The organism is Arthrobacter sp. NQ4 (assembly GCF_029077345.1).
Taxonomy (GTDB): domain Bacteria; phylum Actinomycetota; class Actinomycetes; order Actinomycetales; family Micrococcaceae; genus Arthrobacter.
In genome coordinates this window covers 120,643-139,804 of the sequence record NZ_JARETC010000009.1, presented here as the reverse complement: position 1 = coordinate 139,804, position 19,162 = coordinate 120,643, and the positions used below count along the sequence as shown (strand labels likewise).

Sequence of the window (19,162 nt, the reverse complement as noted above, 5' to 3'; positions counted from 1 at the left end):
GGCGGGCTCCTTGGCTCGGGTGCGGTTCGCGTGCGGGTCGGGTGCGGTTCAGGAGTGGTTCGCAGCCACAGCCGGGTGTGGACTGCCCGGATCCGCATTCTTGCAGGAGTGAAGCCGGCGACCGTGCCGGTTCCACCCCATACAGGATGGCCGCCGCTCCGAACACTTAGTGGACAAGGCCACCAGGGCTGAGTTGTTGTTGGATATAGCGGTGCCCGGAGAGGCGCGGACGGGTACCGGCCGTGCAGCAGCGCGCGGCGGACCAGGGGAAAGGAATCTGTCCGTGAACGAAAAGAGCCGCAAGGCCCTCATCAGCACCATCATCGCCGTGGTGGTGGCGGTGCTCATCGCCCTCGCCGGAAGCCAGGGCGGGTCCAGGATCGGCGGGTTCCCTGTGTTCGCACTGGCGGTCGCCATTGCCTTCGTGATCCAGTGGCTGGTTTTCATCCCGTCCTACAAGGCGCAGACGGAGAAGTTCTACGACCTCACCGGCGCCCTGACCTACATCTCCGTCACGGTGTTCCTGGTGCTGGCGTCCCCCGGCGTGGATGCCCGCGGCATGCTGCTGGCGGCAATGGTGGTGCTCTGGGCTGCGCGGCTGGGAAGCTTCCTGTTCCTGCGGATCAGCAAGCACGGCAAGGACGACCGGTTTGACGAGCTCAAGCCGGATTTCTTCCGCTTCCTGAACACCTGGACCATCCAGGGCCTGTGGGTGGTGCTCACTGCGGCGCTCGCGTGGGTGGCCATCACGTCGGACAAGAAGGTGGGCCTGGACTGGTTCTTCTGGATCGGCCTGCTGGTGTGGCTCGTGGGCATCACCATCGAGACCGCGGCGGACCTCCAGAAAAACCGGTTCAAGGACGATCCCGCCAACAAGGGCCGCTTCATCAGCACCGGCCTGTGGTCCAAGTCCCGCCACCCCAACTACTTCGGGGAGATCACGCTGTGGGTGGGTGTCGCCATCATCGCCCTGCCCGTCCTGCAGGGCTGGCAGTGGGCGGCGCTGGTCTCCCCGGTGTTCGTTGCCCTGCTGCTGATCAAGGGAAGCGGCGTGCCGCCCCTGGAGAAGAAGGCGGACAAAAAGTGGGGCGGCCAGGCCGACTACGAGGAGTACAAGAGGAACACTCCGGTGCTGGTGCCCAAGCTGAAGTAGGGCACTCCCGCAGCATGATCTACGACGGCGGCATCCGGAACCGGGTGCCGCCGTCGCCCGTTGATCAGTTACGATTTAACCCATCAAGGGGAGTACTCCCGTCTGTGCGTGGCCCGTCAATACGGATGCAGCGAAGCATCCCGGGCCACCGGCTCCGGTTCCCACCGGGCGGAGGAGACCTTGGCGTACATGTCAGCGCCTACCCTTTGGAGTACCCGCCATGCAGGTAACACCCCTCATCTGGATCATCACAATCGCCGTGACCATCCTGTTCTTCGTTTACGAGTTCTTCGCCCACGTCCGCAAACCCCACGAACCCTCCATCGGTGAATCCGCCCGCTGGTCGGCGTTCTACATTGGGCTCGGGCTGGTGTTCGGCGCCGGGATTGGAATGGTGTCCGACTGGACGTACGGCGGCGAGTACTTCGCCGGCTACCTCACCGAAAAAGCCCTGTCCGTGGACAACCTGTTCGTCTTCCTCATCGTGATGACAGGCTTCGCCGTTCCCAAGAAGTACCAGCAGAAGGTGCTGATGGTGGGCATCATCATCGCCCTCATCCTCCGCGGCGGGTTCATCGCCATTGGCGCCACCCTGATCGAAAACTTCTCCTGGGTGTTCTACATTTTCGGCGCCCTGCTGCTCTTCCTCGCGTACAAGCAGGCCTTCGGCGGCCACGACGCCAACCCGGCCGACGGCAAATTCATGAAACTGGTCCGCCGTGTCCTGCCGGTCACCCCGGACTACCACCGGGACCGGCTCACCGTGAAGCTGGACGGCAAGCGGTTCGTGACGCCGATGATGCTCACCATCATCGCGATCGGGTTTGTGGACCTGATCTTCGCCGTTGACTCGATTCCCGCGATCTACGGCCTGACCAGCGAGGCGTACATCGTCTTCACGGCCAATGCCTTCGCCCTCATGGGTTTGCGGCAGCTGTTCTTCCTTATCGGCGGCCTGCTGGAACGCCTCGTCTACCTCGCCCAGGGCCTCGCCGTCATCCTCGCGTTCATCGGCGTCAAGCTGGTCTTCCACGCCCTGCACGTCAACGAGCTCTCCTTCATCAACGGCGGCCAGCCGCTCCTCTGGGTGCCCGAGATCCCCATCTGGTTCTCCCTGATGTTCATCGGCGCCACGATCCTGGTGGCCACGGTGGCCAGCCTGGCCAAGACCCGCCGCCGTCCCGGCAGCGGGGGCGGACATGCAGTCACAGGTGACGTTGATGCCCGCGCAGGCGAGGACTCGGATACGCCGGCTGGGGCCCGCTAGGCGCCTGCCGGCTGCCTGCGCAGGACTTACGACGGCGGCACTCCAGGCGGGTGCCTCCGTAGCCCTGATGACATGCGACCGAGCGAGTGGGGGAGGATTCACGTGCCGGAGGGCAGGGGTTTGCAATCCCCTCAACTCGGCTTGTCCAGTGAGATGGTTTCCATGTGCTCCGGGACGCGGACCCTCCATCCGAGCTGGCGTTTGATCCTGGCCCGGAGGGCATCAGAGGCATCCGGCTCTCCGTGGGTGATTCCTGGGAAGGCACTGGCCGGGCCGAGCGGTGGGTTCAGGTGGTGCAGATCGAAACCCAGGAAATTTTCGGCGGAATGGCACTGCCCCCTGTTGGAGGAGCGGGTCCGGTCCTAAACTTAAAGCGCCTGCAGGTAACCATCAGATGACGCCGGGTTGTTCAGGACATGAGAATGTCCGAGCCTTCTCTTAGCGAGATCGCGAAGGTACCTGCAGGTTTTGTGTGTGTGGAGACTGCCGGCCGCTGGGAAGTTTGGCTCTTGCGCCATCGGTAAACCAGGAGCAGCACTGTCAATACGTTCTGTTCGTCATAACGGAATCAAAACAGTCGAAGCCCCTTCAGCATTGCTGGTGGGGCTTCCCCGTTGACTGACATAGTGTGCCGTAATTGGAGGCCCCGGGTCGTGCCCAACCGCAGGGTTGGCGCAGGAGTCGGGAAGGATTGCCCGACTTCCGCCGGAACCGACCAGCTGGGAGGTTCGCCGCCGCTAAGCTCTTGCGTGGCGTCAGCGGTAGTGGGGGGCTGACGCACCAAACTTTTCCTGAACACATCCTCGGGAATCTCCATGTCCGGCCACACGTTCCTGCCTGAAGCGACGCCGGCTTTCGGCACCCGCTGGGCAGCTCCGCTGTATGCCGGCAGCCCGGGGTGCCGCGCAGGGCGAAAGGGTGACGGGGACGGCCTGGCCTGCCCGGTGGAGCTTCCGCTATACCGCGTTTGGCGTTGCCTGGGGAGGGGCGTCCTTGTTCAGCGCCAGACCGGCGATGATCGCGCCGGCCAGCAGGAGTATGAACGGCGTTTGGAGAATAGGGCCCAGGAACGCGAAGCCCGGGGGCGGTTCGGGTCGTTCAGGCCTTCCCCGGACGGGCCGCAGATGGCAGATTGTTCCTTGGCGCCGGGATAGCCGGACACGAAAAGATACGCTTAGGGGGCACCATGGCTCACGCCGAGAACCAGATCACCATCAGCCGTTCGCCCGACGAGGTATATGCGTTCCTGGCCGACGGGCTGAACAACACGGCCTGGCGCGCAGGCGTTCAGTCGATCTCGCTGAAGAGCGGCACTCCCGGAATGCTTGGCGCGGTATACAAGCAGACGCTGAGCGGACCCGGCGGCCGGCCCATCGACGGCGACTACGAGATCACCGCCGCCGAACCCGGCAGGCTCCTCGGCTTCCAGGTGGTGGCCGGTCCTGCCCGCCCGTCCGGCGCTTACCACCTCGGGCCATCCGACGGCGGGACAACGGTCCGCTTCACCCTGGACCTGCACCCCAAGGGACTGATGAAACTCGTCGGGCCGATGGTCCAGCGCACCATGGACCAGGAGGTAGCCCAGCTGGCACAGCTCAAAACAGTCCTCGAGGCGCGGTAGGCGCAGTAGGAGGCCGGCACCCAAGCCAATGCCTTGCGGGACGAGCACGCAGGGGAGGGCTCCCCATCCCGCGCCCTGTCATTTCATCCAATCGGTGTGCTTATATGGCCCTGCGTTGCAGCGCGCCAGCTGCATCGAGCCACCCACCACGTTGGAGAAATCATGAAGGTCCCGCAGGGCAAATTGAAATTCAAAGGCTTATCGGCGCTTGTCGCCGTCGCACTGACCGCCGGGGCATCCCTGGTGGCGGCGGTTCCTGCCGACGCCGCGAACCTGTGCGGCACGGGCTACACCTATATCGGGTCGCACCCCATCACCGTGCCCAGCTACAGCAAGGACTACCGGTACGGAAAGCCGGGTACCAAAACCGGGTCCATTGACGTGTACTGGAACTCCACAGCACGCAAGAACTGCTCAGTGGCCTACGCCTATGGCCCCACCTACGGGGTAAGGATGTACCGCGAGAACATGATCGGCAGGTACCCTTCCTACGGCCCGGACGATGTTTCGCATGACTACTACTCCTACTATGCGGGACCGGTCTACACGGACACCCAACCGGTCGGTGGCCAGTGCATCACACTGGACGCGAGCTTCGGGCCTAACTCGACCGACAAATTCAGCTGGGGAGCAGCGTTCTACAGCCCGGTGCACTGCTGAGCCATTGAATGACGACGGCGGCATCCACGGCTGGGTGCCGCCGCTGCTGTTTGGTGCCCTCGCGTGAGGCAGTCACACTGGAGGCTGCACCTCCCCACCGAAAGCAGGACCCCGTGATCACTCTCCAGCAGGACGCCGACGGCTTCGTCCGCATGAACCGCCACTACCCGGCCAGTGTCCGCATCCGGATTGCCTTCAACGATGGCAGCACCGGCGAGTTTTCCGGCCGGGTCCTCAACAACGCCTACGACGCCGCGCTCGCCGAGTTCCGCGCCCAGAACGGCCTCGACGCGAAGGGCTTCAACCGGACTCCGGCAGGCCGTACCAACTCCGGCAACAAACTGGACTTCGTTCCTGTGCACCCGGGCATGGGGGAGTAGCCGGAGCGACAAGCCTGCGGGTGGTCACACGGCAAGTGCATCGGCATGCCGGTGAGCAACCTTCCACTGCCCGCCCTCGCGCCGGTAGACCTGCGTGGCCCGGAGCGTGAGGCCGGTGGGCTCGCCGTCCCGGCGGAATGAGATGCGTTCGATGCCGGCGGTGTAGGCCATGTCTCCTATGACATCGCATGCCTGCAACTCGAACTCGTACGATGTGCAGTTGGAAAAGCTGTTTTCCAGGAACCTGAAGATTTGCTCTACTTCTGCCAGCCCGTAGGCGTTGCGGAAGGCCCCCAGGAGGCTCACCGGCTGACCTTGCGACCAGATGGCGCGCCGGGGGTCCGCGTCGCCGTTGTGCAGGGCGACTTCCGCGTCGTGCAGGGTCGTTTTGACCCACTGAATGAAGTCTTCGCGGTCACTCATGGCGTCAAGGTACCCGTGCCGTGCGGGCCCGGCAAGGGGGAAAGCACCGGTGCAGTAACCGGCGGTTACGCCTGCCCGGCGCTGTCCTGGTGGGCCGTCACCACAAAGTGTTCCACCCGCCGGTCCGGAACCAGCCAGATCAGCGCGACGATGGTGAAGACCGCGACTCCCAGCAGCGGCTGAACGAAGGTGAGGGCGATGCCGGTGAGGTAGATCAGCGGCGAGGCCTTGCCCTTCCAGTCCTTGCCTACGGCCTGGGCCAGGGCCCCATCCTTGCCCTGCACGGCGATCAGCCGCCGCTCCAGGATGAAGTAGGCGATCGCGGCGCACAAAAGGTTGACGCCGTACAGCAGCACGGGAACCTGCAGGAAACCGGACTCGTCCATCCACCGGGTGGTGAACGGGAACAGGGACAGCCAGAAGAGCAGGTGGAGGTTGGTCCAGAGGATGCCGCCGCTCACCCGGCTGGCGAGGTGGATCATGTGGTGGTGGTTGTTCCAGTAGATCCCCACATACACGAAGCTCAGGAGGTAGGTGAAGATCGTGGGCAGGATGGCGGCGACGCCTGCCCACGTGGGTTCCTCGGGCGTGTGCAGTTCCAGCACCATGATGGTGATGATGATCGCCAGTACGCCGTCGCTGAAAGCCTCAAGCCGGTTTTTATTCACCCGAACATCATGCACGCAAAGTCACGTGGACAGGGGCCTCACACGACGATGGTGACGGTGCCCGCGTCGCCGTCCACGCTCACCTTCTGTCCACCGGCCAGCCGCTGCGTCGCCACCCCCGTGCCCAGGACGGCCGGGATGCCGTACTCGCGGGCCACGATGGAGCTGTGGCTCAGCGGCCCGCCCACATCGGTGACCACAGCAGAGGCCATCGCGAACAACGGCGTCCAGGCCGGAGTGGTCATGCGTGCCACCAGCACTTCGCCGGGCTGCATCAGGCCGAAGTCCTCGGGACCGCGCAGCACGCGGGCAGGCGCAGTCACCCGGCCGGAACTCGCACCCGCGCCCTTGATCACGTCGCCGGACTGGCGCTGCGATCCCGCCGGCATCATCGAGCCGAAGGCCTTCTCCATCCACGCTTTTTGCGGCAGCATCTGCGGGGCTTCGGCCTTCGCCTGGCCGCGCCACAGTATCCTGCGTTCCTCGACGGCGGCGGCCCGGACCGGCCGCGACGCACCGGCCAGGGAAACATTGGCCTCCACGTCCGCCAGCCCAAACTCCACCGCACTCTGAAGTTCCTGGAAGCGCAGCCAGAACACGTCGTCGGGTGCGGCGATGACACCCGACAGCACCAGGCGCCGGCCGAGTTCCCGCAGTATCCGCCGCAGCAGCGGCCAGGCGAGTCCGACGTCGGCCAGGGCATCCTCACGCACCGGCGCTGTCTCCTGCGCCCATTTCAGCACCCGGAGAAAGAGGGCCCGGCGCCGCGGGCCCAGGCGCGACGCCACCTCCCGGGTCAGTGCCTCCCGCCGCTCGGTCTGCAGCCGCTGCCGCTCATGCGGGTCGGTGCCCTGCCCGCGCAGGTAGAACTTCACCGTTTCCAGCTGCGCGGACGGGTTGTCCGCCGGCACGGGGGTGGCGAAGTCCAGGTTGTAGACCGCGTGCCCGTAGAGGTCCAGATGTTCCTGGAAGGTGAACCGCCATTCCTGCCACAACACGTCCTCCACGCCCTCCGGCGTGGAACCTGTCCGCAGGCACTCGGCGAGTTCCGGCGTCGGCCGTTCAAGCAATGCCTTCACCAGGGAAGGATCGCTGCGCGCCCAGCCCGCGAGGTCGTACAGGGACTTTTCCGCCCGGATGGGCTCGCTGTCAAAGCCCAGTAGGAACTCCTGAGCCGCGGGATCGCCTTCGCGCCGGACAGCCTTGTAGCAGGCCCGGAAGGACAGTTCGCTCATGTCGGCCATCGGGATGATGGACTGCACGGCGGTGTAGTACACGGTTCCCGCGTCCAGGAGGGCCCGCACGCCCGCCAGCAGCTCCTCTCCCGAAAGCTCCGTTGGTGGCTTCGCTGACCAGTCCTTGATGATGCGTTCGTAGCGCGGATGCGAGTAGTCGCGCCAGCCCGCGACGCCCATATGCGCCTTGCCGCCGAACAGTGCCCCCATGGCCGGCACCGTCCTGCCCGTCATCCGCAGCATGGGCCAGGTGCGGTAGTAGTAATAGGCGTAGCCGTTGACGGTGGGGAAGCGGACGTCGCCCTCGCGGAGGGAGCCCGGCCCCAGCGCCTGGTTCATCAGGGCGGACAGCGAGCGGGACACCGAGCCGTCGACCAGGTCGGCGAAGAGCGGGGTGAGCGGTTCCGGCATTTGCTCCACGATGCTCGCCCGGAAGTAGAGGCCCTTGGGGTAGGGGACAGGCCATTCCGTGGGGACGTCCGCCGCGGGTTCCGGCAGCGCGGTGATGGGCCGGGACTGGAGCAGGAAGAACGTGCCGTCCGCCCTGGCCCACTCGATGTCCTGCGGGGCCCCGAAGTGGTCGGCGATCCGCTGTCCGTGGGCGGCGAGCTCGGCCGCCGCGGCATCGTCCAGGACCGGCGCACGACGGCGGGCTTCCGCCACCTTTTCCTCAGCCGTCCCGTCCTCCGTCAGGACCGTCATGACCTCCTTGTCGGCTGTCTGCCGCGTGAGGACTGTGCCCGTGTGGGCGTCCACGGTCAGGTCGTCGGTGGTGACCTGACCGCTGACCACGGCCTCGCCCAGGCCCCACGCGGCGCTGATCACCGTCTGGTCGCGGCGGCCGTTCGCGGGGTTGGCCGTGAACATCACCCCGGCTGCCTCGGCCTCCACCATCTGCTGGATCACGACGGCGAGACGCACCTGGCAGGGCAGCACGCCTTCGCGGGCACGGTAGGCCATGGCGCGCGCCGTCCAGAGGGAGGCCCAGCAGTTGATGACGGCCTTGGCCAGGGCGTCCAGGCCGCGGATGTTGAGGTAGCTTTCCTGCTGCCCGGCGAAACTGGCGGAGGCGAGGTCCTCGGCCGTGGCGGAGGAGCGGACCGACACGGCGGTGTCCCCGCCGCCGAGGCGTTCATACGCTGACTCAAGTTCGGCCTGGATGGCGGCAGGCATGGAGCCTTTGCGGAACAGGGTCCGGATCAGCGCCGACGCATGCTCATACTCCTGCGGCGACGCATCAGGTGGCAGAGCGGCCAACTCCTGAATGGCCGCCCCGAGGTTGTTCCCGGCAGTGAAATCAGCGTACGCGGCGGTGGTGAGGACCACCCCCGGCGGGACCGGCAGCCCGGCCCGGATAAGGCCGCCCAGGCCCACGGCTTTGCCACCCGCCCCGGCGATGTCGCTCCGGTCCACGTCGCCCAGGTCCATGACGTAGGTCATGACGATGCCCCCTTACTGTCGGCCGCCGTCGGCCGTTTCCAAAGCACTGCCGCCAGGACCGCAACCCATAGCAGGAACGCCCCGATGCTGATGCGCTCGCCGACGCCCAAGACGAGGTTCGGTCCCGGGGCTGCCATGAACGCGACCATACCCATGAGGGCTGACAGTGCGAGCGAGACGATCGAGTAGGCGCGCATCCGGCCGTGGAATCCTGCCGCGACGAAGCACATTGCTGCGACCATGAGGGCCAGTTGCACGTTGGTGGCCACGATGTGCGCGGGGATGGAGGAGTCGTCGCCCAGGCGCAGCGGGAAGAGTGCGCCGATGATGTTCCAGAGCCCGTAGGCGGTGAGCAGCCCGGCGCCGATGCGCAGGGCCTGGTTCCCGCGGACCGAGTTCCAGGCGCCCACCCCGAACGCGGTGAACAGCACCGTGTAGAGCCACGTGAACGGGACCAGGACCGGGTAGCCGGGGGAGCCCACGGCGAACAGTTCGCTGACCATCTGTTCCGTGCGGCGGTAACCGGCCCATTGGGAGGCCGCGATGCCGTCGGTGAACACCACGTAAAGCAGTGATGACAGCGGTCCGGCGGCAAGGAGGGTGATGCGCAGGGCGTCGCTGCGGTGGCCGTCGAACGGCAGAGCCCGCCCGCGTCCGGGGAGCCGTCCTCCTGCAACTGACATGGTGGGATGTCCTCAGAGCCCGCGCTCCAGCAAGCGGCCCGGCGCAGGGCACGCGGGCGTTGGCCCCGACGCCTACCTGTTCCAGATTGTTCCCGGCCGCCGTGTCCCGCTAGGGCCGAACGGCCTTGGGGCTGCGGTAAGCGCCGGAGCCCTTTCCCCCACTCCTGTTATTGGGTATCCCGGGATATTGACTGCCGCTGTTCCGGGGAATACGTTCCGCCTTATCGGCGCCGGTCCCGGCAAACCACGGAACGAGGCGCCGCGGGACAGGCCAGGAGGAAAGACCATGCCGAAGTATCTGTTTGAAGCCACATACGTGGGCCAGGGCATCAAAGGGCTCATGCAGGAAGGCGGCACCGCGCGGCGTGATGCCCTTGCGGAGGCGCTGAAATCGGTGGGCGGAACGCTGGAAAGCTTCTACTACGCCTTTGGGTACTACGACGTCCTGGGCGTTTTTGAGGCGCCGGACGACGCAAGTGCTGCCGCGCTGTCGCTGCTGATCAATTCGTCGGGGACCGTCAACGTCCGGCTGAAGCCGCTCCTCACCGTGGAGGACATCGACGCGGCCGCCAAGAAGACCCCGTCCTACCGGGCACCGGGACAGTAGGGGAGTGACGCGCCTTGGCCAGCGGGCCGCCGTCGGAATTTACGACGGCGGCCTGCCGCCGCTTGGACGGGTTACTGCGGACAGTGCCTGGCGGCGAGAAGCGCGAGATCGTAGATCAGCTGCTGGACTTCGCGCTCGCGGCCGCTGACCCTGGGGACCGGCGTCTGGGTGGATGCGGGTCCGTTGCGAGGCGGCGCAGGAACGGGCCGGTGGGCTGCGGGCAGACCAGTTGGGCTGGCGGGCTCAACGTTGCCGGCCCTGTCAGCGATATTGCTTGTAGATGCGTCCGTAGTGAGCAAGATTGTTCCCCCTGGTCGAGCTTGTGAACACCTTAGGAAGCAGCAACCGGCATTCGGTAGGGCTTTTGTCCATTGAGGGGATTTATTGTCCCAATCTTGAGCGAAAACCCGTCCTTGGGCCTCACCACGCCACAGTTCCGGCGGCCCCGTCCACGGTGACGCTCTGGCCGTCGCGCAGCCGCTCGGTGGCGTCCGCAACACCCACCACGGCGGGGATGCCATACTCGCGGGCCACCACCGCGCCGTGCGAAATGACCCCGCCCATCTCCATCACCAAGGCACCTGCCGTCATGAACAGCGGGGTCCAGCCGGGATCGGTGGAGGGGGCCACCAGGATTTCGCCCGGCTCAATATGGGCACCCACAGGATCCAGGACCACCCTGACCTTTCCGGTGGCGGTGCCGGCGGACGCCGGCGTTCCCGTGAGACGGTCCGCGGCCGCCGGGCCCGGCTGCGCGGCGGAGGCTGCCATCATGGCAGCCTCGACGTCCGTGCCGTCCGAGAGCAAAAGGCGCGGGACGTGGCGGCGCCGCAGCTCGACGTCGTACATCCGGCGGCGCTCAGCCACCAGCTTCCTGACGTCCGCCCCGCGAAGGGCCACGCGCAGTTCGCCGAAATCGAGGAAGAAGACGTCGCCGGGATGGGCAATGGAGCCGGTCTTCGCCAGTTCGTCGCCGATGGCGTCGAGCTGCCGGTGCATTTCCGCCAACACCAGCACGATGTAGAACTTGGGCAGTTCCCGCAGCCCGGAGAGCTGCCGCACCCGGCGCAGGCACAGCGCAACCAGTCGTCCCCGGAGCCGGCTCCTGGCCGCCGCCCGTCCCACGAGCTCCTGCACGCGGTCATCCGCGTGTTGGGCGGCGCGGGCAAACTGGCGGTCCGGGGCCTGCTCCGGATCCTCCACGCGGAGATAGTTGGAGATGATCCCCAGCAGGTGGTCCGGTTCCTCGGCCCAGCGCGGCATCCCCAGGTCGATTTCCGCCACGGCACGGTGGCCGTACCTGGCCAGGAACCCACGCAGGCTTTCCTGTGCAATCCCCGGCAGGGTGCCTGCCCGGTAGCGCCGGGCAAGCTGGTCCGGCCGCTGCTCCATCAACGCCTTCCGTGCCTCCGGGTCCTTGCCAATGTCCGCCGCCACGCGCCACAGTTCCAGGTCCATCTCGGTGGTCACGTTGTGCGGCAGCCCGCGCAGCACTGCCTCCAGCTCGCGCGGCTTCGCGATCCCGCGCAGAAGCCTGCGGGCGGCGGCCAGCATTACATAGCCCGCGGAGGGGGCCGGCAGGGAGGACTGGATGATCCCGTCAACCGTGCTGCTCAGGACGCCCTCCGCGTGCTGCAGCCGCTGCGCTGCCGTGGCCGGTCCGGGCAGTTGCAGCAGGGTGTCCAACTGGTCCTGGTACCGCCGTGCCCGGCGCAGTTCCGCCTCCGGCCGCAGCACGGCCCGGGCCATGGCCGGGAAAAGGGCCACCACCGTCCACACGCTGCTGATTCCGGCGTTCGCGTTCGCCTTCGCCGCCGATGCCGGGGTCCCGCCGCGGCGGTGTTTCCTGCTCCGTCTGCCGGGCGCGGACCGGACAACGCTGAAGCGCGGGTCATCCAGCAATGCGGGAACGACCGCCGCTGACCTGCCGTCCGCCAAGGGCAGCACCCGCAGCAGCCACCGGCGTCCGTACGCGTTGCGGATCGCGGGCGTCAGGTCCACGTACAGCCGCAGCCCCGGGGACGCGTATTTCCATGGCCCCTTGGTGTTCCTCATGATCCCCAGGACGGACAGGCCCATGGGTGTGATGGGGCGGGTTAGTCCCTGCAGGAGGGTGGCACACAGGTAGGCACGGGCCTGCCCATCAGCGGCGGGGCCGGCCCCGGCTGGTGCTTCCTCGGGCAGCGGATACAGCGTGGTGATGGGCCGCGACTGGGTGAGCCAGGCCGTGCCGCCGGCGTCGATCACCCACTCCACATCCTGGGGCGCACCAAGCAGCCGCTGGGCCGCGTCACCGAGGGAAGCCAGTTCCCGGAGCTCTGCGTCCGTCAAGCCGGACGCACGGACCTGCGGTGCCTGCAGGACCCGGCCCGATGCCGTCTCCACCCTGAAATGGTCCGGATTCACCGCGCCGGACACCACCGGCTGCCCCGGCCCGTGGCCGGCATCGATGACGGTTTCCGTCCGTGTGCCGGTCACCGGGTTGGCGGTAAACAGCACGCCCGCGGCTGCGGCGTCCACCATGCGTTGAACCACGACGGCGAGACCCACCTCCCGCTGGCTGATCCCGTTGGCTGCACGGTAGGCCACCGCCCGGTCGGTCCAGAGCGAGGCCCAGCAGCGACGGACGGCCTGGACGACGGCGTCGGCGCCGGCTACATCCATGAAGGAGTCCTGCTGCCCGGCGAAGCTGGCAAAGGGCAGGTCTTCGGCGGTGGCGGACGAACGCACCGCCACCGGCCCGCCGCCCATCGCGGCGTACGCGTCACGGATGGCGGTCTCGACGCCGGGCGGTACCGGCGCTGCCGCCATGGCTCCGCTTGCCTGGGCCGCGAGCTGGTTCCGGTCTTCGTCCGGAAGGCCGCGCCCGCCGTCGTACCCTGTTTTCGTGTCGGTGCCGGCGGCCCCGTCCAGCCGGGCGGCGATGGCGTCCACGTCCTTGGGGGTGGCCTCCCGGTAGGCTGCGGTGGTCAGGCAAAAGCCCGGCGGAACGGGAAAGCCCGCCGTGGCAAGCCGGCCCAGGTTGATCGCCTTCCCGCCCGCGGTGGCCAGCGACGCTGAGGCCACGTCAGCGAGCTTGATGACCAGTCCCGTGCCGTCGCCGCCCCGGTCCGGACCGGGAGCCAGGGAAGCCATGTCCGGCTGCTAGGCGTTGCCTGCACCTTGCCCGGCGTCCTCCCACAGGACATCCAGGTTGTGGAAGATCACGGGCCCATCGCACAGCGCGGCCATCCGGGCAGCGAACTCGGATGTTTCCGGACGGCCGGAATTTTCCATGGCCGAGTCGAATGAATCGAAGTCCACGATAGTGAAGTAGTGCCCTGGATGGTCCCGGTCAGCGGTGGCAACGATGTGCCGGAAGGTGGGCGGAGTGGTTCCCTCGGTTCGGGAGGGGCGGCCCAGCTCTTCGATCTCCTTGATGCGGGAGGACGTGAATTCGATGATCTGCACAAACCCGGCCATGATGGCTCCTCGACGGCGGTGGACGCTGATGCGGATCACCGTAAACCCGCCGGCGGCTTGCGCACAGGGGGAAAAATACCCTAATTCGCGTGTCTCAGTGCCGCGATCTATTGCCCGCGGTCCATATGATGCCCGCTGCATGCAGCACGAAGCGGAGGAGACCGTTGACTGTTGAGGGAACGTTAGGGGCTACCCTATGTCCTAATAGGGGGACTATTTCTTTATCTCCTGGTTCACAGTCCAGGAACCAGCGGTCTAATATCCGAGCACCTAGTAATACCTGCTACTTGATTCAGCAGCCGAACTTACATCAAGTAAGGAATGATGCGGTAAAAGGCAGACGCTTTGCGTCCCCCACCGCAATCTATCTGCGGACTTACCTTCGTAGGGTCATACCGCCGATACTGGAAATAATCCCCGAGTAATCGCACCCTCCCCCTGAACGTAGCTCAAACGAATTCTGAGCGCGCTCAATTAGATTCTTGAACGGAGTTTCGATGAAGAAACTGTTAACTATGTGCGTCGTGTTCTTTGCCATGATCACAGGCGTTGGCCCCGCAACTGCCGCCTCAGGCGATGTTCTTCTGGATGTGACTTTCAAAGCCAACCAACTATGCAAGTACCCTGTCGAGTTGCTTGTGACCGGCAAGTCAAAGTTTATAGAGCTCCCAGGCGACCAATTCGTGATCGCCTCCCCGGGGCAGAGAGTCACCGTAACCAACCTCAAAACCGGAGAGTCAGTGACCTACTTGATTACCGGCACTACGCACGGCGAATTGCAGGCCGACGGCACAACAGAAGTCACGGTGACGGGACTTAATGTTGTCCTCAACGCACGAGAGGCAAAATCGGAGAAACCTGGCCTTTACCTGTTGGAGGGAAATTTCAACTTTGCCCTCAACGCGGACGGGACTGAAGCGAGAGTCTTCAGTGGTACCGGGGATGTGACGGATATCTGCGCGTTGCTTGCGTAGGGACACCACGCTTATTCTGTGACCACCTGACCGTCAGCTTCAGAAGGAATGGCCTGCTGTGTCTGCAGCCCCCCTAAACTGCTCGCGCCGTAGCGTGGATCAGCATCGGTAAGGAGAAGCATCACAGCGGACCTGACTGGAAGAATTCCACCGATTGTCTGGAAGGCCCCTCCCAGGAGGGGCCTTCCCTCCGGTGTTATCAACACCTACGCGGTCTAAAGTGACTTTGGGCGTAGTACGAACGCAGGCCGTGGGCGCCGGCCTGCGCTCAATGTCGGATCACACCGAGGCTGTGCCCACGGGGCGCCGCTGCCCGTCAGCGGTTGGCGCCCAGTGCCGCCCAGGCCTTGGTCCGGCGTTCGGCAAGGTCCCTGCGGGCCGCCAGGGCATCGGCCAGGCTGACGGCGGCAAAACGGGTCGCCGTTCCCGGCGCAGCCCGGGCCACCAGGTCCATGTCGGCGCTGATCACGGTGCCCACCATCGCGTAGCCGCCGCCGGAGACGGCATCGCGGTGCAGGATGATCGGCTGGGTGCCACCGGGAATCTGGATGGATCCCACGGCATACCCCGCGTCCACGATGTTGGAAGGGTCCGAGCCGGCGCCGAACGGCTGTTCGCGCTCCTTCCATTTCACCCCCGGTCCGGAGTAGCGAAGACCCATCCGGTCAGCCACGGGAGTCACTTTCCACTCCTCGTTGAGGAGATTGCCCAGCCCTTCCTCGGTCAGGCGGTGGTCGTACAACCCCAGCACGATCCGGACTTCCTGCTCCTTGGCGAAAACAGGCCGGAACTCATCCGGGACGCTTTCGGCCTGGGGGAGCCTTCCCCCGTTGAGGGGAGCGCCCACGGGGACAACGTCGCCCGCCTCGAGCTTGCGGCCCTTGAAACCGCCGATAGCACCCAGGCTGTACGTGGACCGGCTGCCCAGCACCTCCGGGACGTCGATGCCGCCCTGGACCGCGATGTAGTAGCGGGTGCCGCCCTGGATGACGCCGAAGGAAAGCTGGTCCCCGGCCTTCAGCAGCAGGCGGCTCCACTGCGGCCGCGGATCCCCGTTGACCTTGACCTCCACAGGGGCGCCGGTGACGGCGATGACGGCGTCGCTGTCCGTGGTCAGGACCGGGCCCAAATAGGTGCACTCAAGGACCGCTTCCCGTGCCGTGTTTCCCACCAGGGCGTTTCCCAGCTCGGCGGAGTACTGGTCCATGGAACCGCTTTGCGGGATGCCCACGTTGTAGTGGCCCGTGCGCCCCTGGTCCTGGACCGTGGTGGCCAGGCCGGGGTTTCCAATTTCAAATGCCATCGAGGGCCTCCATGAGTTCACGGTTGTAGCCTTCCGGGTCGGCCAGCGCCCTGGACAGCTCGAACGTTACCGGCGCTTGCCGGTAGCGGAAGGTGCCGGCGGAGATCTCCGCCTGGATGGCGTTGTATTCCGCTTCCGTGACCGGTTTGAACTTCACGATGTCCCCGGGGCGGAAGAACACCATGAAGTCCTTGAAGTCCGCCAGGGCCTGGTCGGGGTCGAAGATGGGGGCAGCGGCCACGCCGAACATCTGGTACCCGCCGGCACCCCGGACGGAATAGATGCAGCCGAAGCATCCGCCGTGCCCCACGGTCAGCTTGGGGGTGTCGGTCCGCGGGCTCAGGTATTTGGGGACCTCCAGCTGCTTGTCGCGGTCCACCAGCTGGAACAGGAACGGCAGCCCGGCCACGAAGCCCACCATGGACACCAGCCACGGCTGTTCGTGGTGCCGCTGGATGAACTCCGCCGCGTCCTTCAGGTGGTTGACCTTGGCCGCGTAGTCGATGTCGCTGCCTTCGGGCTCCTGGTGGAACCCTTCGCGGAACCGCTGGGCCACTTCCGCGGTGAACGGGTCCTCGTACCAGACCGGGACTTCAACGATCCGGGTCTCCAGTGCCCGTTCCTGGTGGGACGCCAGGTCCCGCTCGATGCCGCGCACAGCTGTTTCCAGTTGTTCCGGAGGCAGGACGTCGGGGTCGAAGCGCACCAGCAGGGATGCGTTGGCCGGGCAGATGTCCACGATTCCCGGAAGCCCGGCGTCGGATAGCCTGCCGGCGATGGACATGACCTTGAAGTTCGCGGGCAGGCTCATCGCTTCGGAGACTTCCACGAACAGGAATTCGTCCCCGCCCCAGGTGTAGCGCGCACCCGGGAGGACGGCGGCTTCGGTGGTCATTTTGCCCCCATGAGGTCGGCTGCGGTTTCAATGAACTTGGAGTGGTGGCTGACCTCGGCGAATTCAGGCCGCGCCAGCAGTGCCAGGTGGACGGGGACGGTGGTCTTGACCCCTTCAATGTGTGTTGCCTCCAGCGCCGCCACGGTTGCGGCAATGGCCGCATCCCGGTCCGGGGCGTGGACGGCCAGCTTGGCCAGGAGGGAGTCGTAGTACGGGCTCACCACCGAACCTGCCTCCACCCCGGTGTCCACCCGGATCCCCTCACCCGATGGCCAGTCCAGCGACCGGATGGTGCCCGGGCTGGGGAAGAAGTGGTGGCTGGGGTCTTCCGCGTTGATGCGGCATTCGATGGCGTGGCCGCTGAAGTGCACATCGTCCTGGGAAATGGACATGGATCCGGTGGAGGCAATCAGCAGCTGCTCGCGGACCAGGTCCACGCCGGTGATCTGCTCGGTGATGGGGTGTTCCACCTGGATGCGGGTGTTCATCTCAATAAACGCGGCCTCGTGGTTGACGGGGTCGTACAGGAACTCCACGGTACCCGCTCCGTGGTAGCCGCACTGGCGGGCAAGGGCCACGGAGGACTCCCTGATGGTGGCACGGACGGCGTCAGGGAGGTTGGGGGCGGGGGCTTCCTCCAGCACCTTCTGGGATCGGCGCTGCATGGAACAGTCGCGGTCGCCGAGGTGGATGAAGTTGGTCCCGTCGCCAAGGACCTGCACCTCAACGTGCCGGGCGTGCTCCACGAACCGTTCCAGGTAGACGGTGGGGTCGCCGAAGACGGATGCGGCCTCGCCCCTGGCCATCTCGATGGTTTCCAGGAGCCCGCTTTCGTCGTGCACGAACCGGATGCCCCTGCCGCCGCCGCCGGCGGAAGCCTTCACCACCAGCGGGTACCCGATGGCACGCGCAATGTCGACGGCGTCGGCCTCCGGATCCAGGGGGCCGTCAGACCCCTTGAGCACCGGGACGCCGGCGTTGGCTGCCGCCTCCCGGGCCAGGGACTTGTTGCCCATCATGGCGATGGTGTCCGCGTTGGGGCCCACCCAGGTGAGGCCGGCGTCCGCCACCTTCCGGGCGAAGCCGGCGTTCTCCGAGAGGAAACCGTAGCCCGGGTGCACGGCGTCGCACCCCTGCTCGAGGGCCGCGGCCACCAGGGCGTCCTGGTTCAGGTAGCTGGCGGTTGCCTGGGCCGGCCCCACCACCACGTAGTGGTCCGCTGTCCTGGCTGCCAGTGATTCCGCGTCGGGCTCGCTGACCCCCAGGACGGTTTCGATGCCCATGTCGCGGGCGGTCCGGGCGATCCGCACGGCGATCTCGCCGCGGTTTGCGATGAACAGTTTCATGGGCTGCCTTTATCCTTCCCGGATGACGACGATGGAGTCGCCCGGGTTGACCATGTCGCCTTCGTTGACTTCAAAGGATTCCAGGGTCCCGGCGACGTCGGACTGGATCTCGGTGAACTGCTTCATGATTTCCACGATGCCGATGGTCTGGCCGACTTCGATGGTGTCGCCTTCGTTGGCGAACGGGGGTTTGCCCGGCCCGGGCTTGCGGTAGAAGACGCCGGGAAGGGGTGAAACGATCGTGGCCATGTGCTGCTCGCTTTCAGGAGTGGGTGGATCGGGATGAGTCGAGTGCCTTGCGCACGGCGGAGGCGACGGCGACGGCGTTGGGTGCATCCGAGTGGACGCAGATGCTCTGGAAGGCGATGTTCAGGGGAGTGCCGTCGACGGCGGGCACGGGCCCGCCTGCCACCGCCCGGCTGACTCTTTCTGCGGCGGCAGCCGGGTCCGTGGGCGCGGGCCGGCGCTGGATGAGGAGCTCCCCGCCGGGGCCGTAGTTGAGGTCCACGTAGAGCTCCGCGACGAAGTCCACGCCCATGGCGCGGCACACGGATTCATGGGCGGTCCCGGCCAGGCCGTAGAACGGAACACCGAACTGCTTGGCTGTTCCGGCCGCCGCCTGCATGAGGTCTTCGTCTCCGGCGAGCATGCCGTAGAGCGCGCCGTGGGGTTTGATGTGGTTGAGGGACAGCCCATTCTTTGCCAGGAAAGCGGTCAGGGCACCGGTCTGGTAAAGGATGATCGACTCAACCTCGTCCGGGCTAAGGACCATGCGGCGGCGGCCGAAACCCATCGGATCGGGGAGCCCGGGGTGGGCTCCGACGGCCACCCCGTGTTCAGCGGCAAGGGCCACCGTCCGGTTCATGACGTCCGGGTCCCCGGCGTGGTAGCCGCAGGCGACGTTGGCGACGTCGATGATCTCCATCAGGGCAACGTCGTTTCCGAACTCGTGCAATCCGAAGCCTTCACCCATGTCTGAATTCAGGAGCACCCGGGAAGGCGTGGTTTCCGTCACGTTTTTATGCATGCAGGCAACGGTACAGAG

The 19,162-nt window shown here is 66.1% G+C and carries 19 protein-coding genes; 7 read left to right on the top strand and 12 right to left on the bottom strand.

Translation table 11 applies throughout. The features are described from left to right. The first annotated feature begins 283 nt into the window (after positions 1–283). Together PUN51_RS15425 and PUN51_RS15420 are read left to right on the top strand one after the other, a co-directional pair. Positions 284–1,153 carry a DUF1295 domain-containing protein gene (locus PUN51_RS15425; protein ID WP_275181596.1) on the top strand — a complete coding sequence of 290 codons (870 nt, stop codon included), beginning with the start codon at positions 284–286 and terminating at the stop codon, positions 1,151–1,153. Positions 1,154–1,373: 220 nt separating this feature from the next. After that, the gene (locus tag PUN51_RS15420; protein WP_275181594.1) at positions 1,374–2,420 is read left to right on the top strand and encodes a TerC family protein; all 1,047 of its coding nucleotides are present in this window, start codon (positions 1,374–1,376) and stop codon (positions 2,418–2,420) included. A gap of 131 nt (positions 2,421–2,551) precedes the next feature. Here the strand turns inward: PUN51_RS15420 and PUN51_RS15415 are convergent, their stop codons facing one another. Further along, positions 2,552–2,671: an MBL fold metallo-hydrolase RNA specificity domain-containing protein gene (locus tag PUN51_RS15415; RefSeq protein WP_441296771.1), complete on the bottom strand. Its 120-nt coding sequence runs from the start codon at positions 2,669–2,671 to the stop codon at positions 2,552–2,554. Positions 2,672–3,606: 935 nt separating this feature from the next. On the opposite strand from PUN51_RS15415, the gene PUN51_RS15410 reads away from it, so the two are divergent. The 3 genes from PUN51_RS15410 to PUN51_RS15400 all read left to right on the top strand — a co-directional run bounded on the left by PUN51_RS15410 (position 3,607) and on the right by PUN51_RS15400 (position 5,081). Then, entirely contained in the window at positions 3,607–4,041 is a 435-nt protein-coding gene (locus PUN51_RS15410) for an SRPBCC family protein (RefSeq protein ID WP_275181592.1), read from the top strand. A 162-nt stretch (positions 4,042–4,203) separates the two neighbouring features. After that, the gene (locus PUN51_RS15405; RefSeq protein ID WP_159632714.1) at positions 4,204–4,701 is read left to right on the top strand and encodes a hypothetical protein; all 498 of its coding nucleotides are present in this window, start codon (positions 4,204–4,206) and stop codon (positions 4,699–4,701) included. 113 nt (positions 4,702–4,814) lie between these two features. Beyond that, positions 4,815–5,081 (top strand): hypothetical protein, encoded by a 267-nt coding sequence (locus PUN51_RS15400; protein ID WP_224025274.1) that lies wholly within the window; start codon positions 4,815–4,817, stop codon positions 5,079–5,081. A gap of 24 nt (positions 5,082–5,105) precedes the next feature. Here PUN51_RS15400 and PUN51_RS15395 read toward each other — a convergent pair whose 3' ends face one another. The 4 genes from PUN51_RS15395 to PUN51_RS15380 all read right to left on the bottom strand — a co-directional run bounded on the left by PUN51_RS15395 (position 5,106) and on the right by PUN51_RS15380 (position 9,530). Then, on the bottom strand, positions 5,106–5,504 hold the full coding sequence (locus PUN51_RS15395) for a nuclear transport factor 2 family protein (protein WP_275181590.1): 399 nt from the start codon (positions 5,502–5,504) through the stop codon (positions 5,106–5,108). A 65-nt stretch (positions 5,505–5,569) separates the two neighbouring features. Beyond that, complete coding sequence (locus tag PUN51_RS15390; protein WP_275181588.1) at positions 5,570–6,172, bottom strand: TMEM175 family protein; 603 nt, start codon at positions 6,170–6,172, stop codon at positions 5,570–5,572. Positions 6,173–6,210: 38 nt separating this feature from the next. Beyond that, positions 6,211–8,847 (bottom strand): PEP/pyruvate-binding domain-containing protein, encoded by a 2,637-nt coding sequence (locus tag PUN51_RS15385; RefSeq protein ID WP_275181586.1) that lies wholly within the window; start codon positions 8,845–8,847, stop codon positions 6,211–6,213. Continuing rightward, positions 8,844–9,530, bottom strand: coding sequence for a DUF998 domain-containing protein (locus PUN51_RS15380; RefSeq protein ID WP_275181584.1), 687 nt, complete (start codon positions 9,528–9,530; stop codon positions 8,844–8,846). The genes PUN51_RS15385 and PUN51_RS15380 overlap by 4 nt, the downstream gene beginning before the upstream one ends. A 286-nt stretch (positions 9,531–9,816) precedes the next feature. Between PUN51_RS15380 and PUN51_RS15375 the strand changes: the two genes are divergently transcribed. Further along, a complete protein-coding gene (locus tag PUN51_RS15375; RefSeq protein ID WP_275181582.1) occupies positions 9,817–10,137 on the top strand; it encodes a GYD domain-containing protein in 321 nt (106 codons plus the stop codon). Positions 10,138–10,557: 420 nt separating this feature from the next. Here the strand turns inward: PUN51_RS15375 and PUN51_RS15370 are convergent, their stop codons facing one another. Continuing rightward, the gene (locus tag PUN51_RS15370; RefSeq protein WP_275181581.1) at positions 10,558–13,272 is read right to left on the bottom strand and encodes a PEP/pyruvate-binding domain-containing protein; all 2,715 of its coding nucleotides are present in this window, start codon (positions 13,270–13,272) and stop codon (positions 10,558–10,560) included. 9 nt (positions 13,273–13,281) lie between these two features. Further along, a complete protein-coding gene (locus PUN51_RS15365) occupies positions 13,282–13,599 on the bottom strand; it encodes a hypothetical protein (RefSeq protein WP_224025281.1) in 318 nt (105 codons plus the stop codon). 497 nt (positions 13,600–14,096) lie between these two features. Between PUN51_RS15365 and PUN51_RS15360 the strand changes: the two genes are divergently transcribed. Next, positions 14,097–14,573, top strand: coding sequence for a hypothetical protein (locus PUN51_RS15360; RefSeq protein WP_275181578.1), 477 nt, complete (start codon positions 14,097–14,099; stop codon positions 14,571–14,573). A 316-nt stretch (positions 14,574–14,889) separates the two neighbouring features. Here the strand turns inward: PUN51_RS15360 and PUN51_RS15355 are convergent, their stop codons facing one another. Genes PUN51_RS15355 through pxpA form a run of 5 tightly spaced genes read right to left on the bottom strand, consistent with a single transcriptional unit; the run spans position 14,890 to position 19,144 of the window. Then, on the bottom strand, positions 14,890–15,876 hold the full coding sequence (locus tag PUN51_RS15355; protein ID WP_275181576.1) for a biotin-dependent carboxyltransferase family protein: 987 nt from the start codon (positions 15,874–15,876) through the stop codon (positions 14,890–14,892). Beyond that, complete coding sequence (locus tag PUN51_RS15350) at positions 15,866–16,771, bottom strand: 5-oxoprolinase subunit B family protein (RefSeq protein ID WP_275181575.1); 906 nt, start codon at positions 16,769–16,771, stop codon at positions 15,866–15,868. The genes PUN51_RS15355 and PUN51_RS15350 overlap by 11 nt, the downstream gene beginning before the upstream one ends. Next, positions 16,768–18,117, bottom strand: a complete 1,350-nt coding sequence (locus PUN51_RS15345; RefSeq protein WP_275181573.1) for an acetyl-CoA carboxylase biotin carboxylase subunit — start codon at positions 18,115–18,117, stop codon at positions 16,768–16,770. The genes PUN51_RS15350 and PUN51_RS15345 overlap by 4 nt, the downstream gene beginning before the upstream one ends. 9 nt (positions 18,118–18,126) lie before the next feature. After that, entirely contained in the window at positions 18,127–18,366 is a 240-nt protein-coding gene (locus PUN51_RS15340) for an acetyl-CoA carboxylase (protein ID WP_018770516.1), read from the bottom strand. Positions 18,367–18,379: 13 nt separating this feature from the next. Further along, positions 18,380–19,144, bottom strand: coding sequence for a 5-oxoprolinase subunit PxpA (pxpA, locus tag PUN51_RS15335; protein WP_275181568.1), 765 nt, complete (start codon positions 19,142–19,144; stop codon positions 18,380–18,382). Positions 19,145–19,162 lie beyond the last annotated feature (18 nt).

Excerpts from the sequence above, each read along its gene's own strand:
- PUN51_RS15410 (WP_275181592.1), top strand. The coding sequence starts at position 3,607 with ATGGCTCACGCCGAGAACCAGATCACCATCAGCCGTTCGCCCGACGAG.
- PUN51_RS15385 (WP_275181586.1), bottom strand. The coding sequence starts at position 8,847 with ATGACCTACGTCATGGACCTGGGCGACGTGGACCGGAGCGACATCGCC.
- PUN51_RS15375 (WP_275181582.1), top strand. The coding sequence starts at position 9,817 with ATGCCGAAGTATCTGTTTGAAGCCACATACGTGGGCCAGGGCATCAAA.
- PUN51_RS15395 (WP_275181590.1), bottom strand. The coding sequence starts at position 5,504 with ATGAGTGACCGCGAAGACTTCATTCAGTGGGTCAAAACGACCCTGCAC.
- PUN51_RS15380 (WP_275181584.1), bottom strand. The coding sequence starts at position 9,530 with ATGTCAGTTGCAGGAGGACGGCTCCCCGGACGCGGGCGGGCTCTGCCG.
- pxpA (WP_275181568.1), bottom strand. The coding sequence starts at position 19,144 with ATGCATAAAAACGTGACGGAAACCACGCCTTCCCGGGTGCTCCTGAAT.
- PUN51_RS15370 (WP_275181581.1), bottom strand. The coding sequence starts at position 13,272 with ATGGCTTCCCTGGCTCCCGGTCCGGACCGGGGCGGCGACGGCACGGGA.
- PUN51_RS15350 (WP_275181575.1), bottom strand. The coding sequence starts at position 16,771 with ATGACCACCGAAGCCGCCGTCCTCCCGGGTGCGCGCTACACCTGGGGC.
- PUN51_RS15360 (WP_275181578.1), top strand. The coding sequence starts at position 14,097 with ATGAAGAAACTGTTAACTATGTGCGTCGTGTTCTTTGCCATGATCACA.
- PUN51_RS15405 (WP_159632714.1), top strand. The coding sequence starts at position 4,204 with ATGAAGGTCCCGCAGGGCAAATTGAAATTCAAAGGCTTATCGGCGCTT.
- PUN51_RS15355 (WP_275181576.1), bottom strand. The coding sequence starts at position 15,876 with ATGGCATTTGAAATTGGAAACCCCGGCCTGGCCACCACGGTCCAGGAC.
- PUN51_RS15420 (WP_275181594.1), top strand. The coding sequence starts at position 1,374 with ATGCAGGTAACACCCCTCATCTGGATCATCACAATCGCCGTGACCATC.
- PUN51_RS15365 (WP_224025281.1), bottom strand. The coding sequence starts at position 13,599 with ATGGCCGGGTTTGTGCAGATCATCGAATTCACGTCCTCCCGCATCAAG.
- PUN51_RS15340 (WP_018770516.1), bottom strand. The coding sequence starts at position 18,366 with ATGGCCACGATCGTTTCACCCCTTCCCGGCGTCTTCTACCGCAAGCCC.
- PUN51_RS15345 (WP_275181573.1), bottom strand. The coding sequence starts at position 18,117 with ATGAAACTGTTCATCGCAAACCGCGGCGAGATCGCCGTGCGGATCGCC.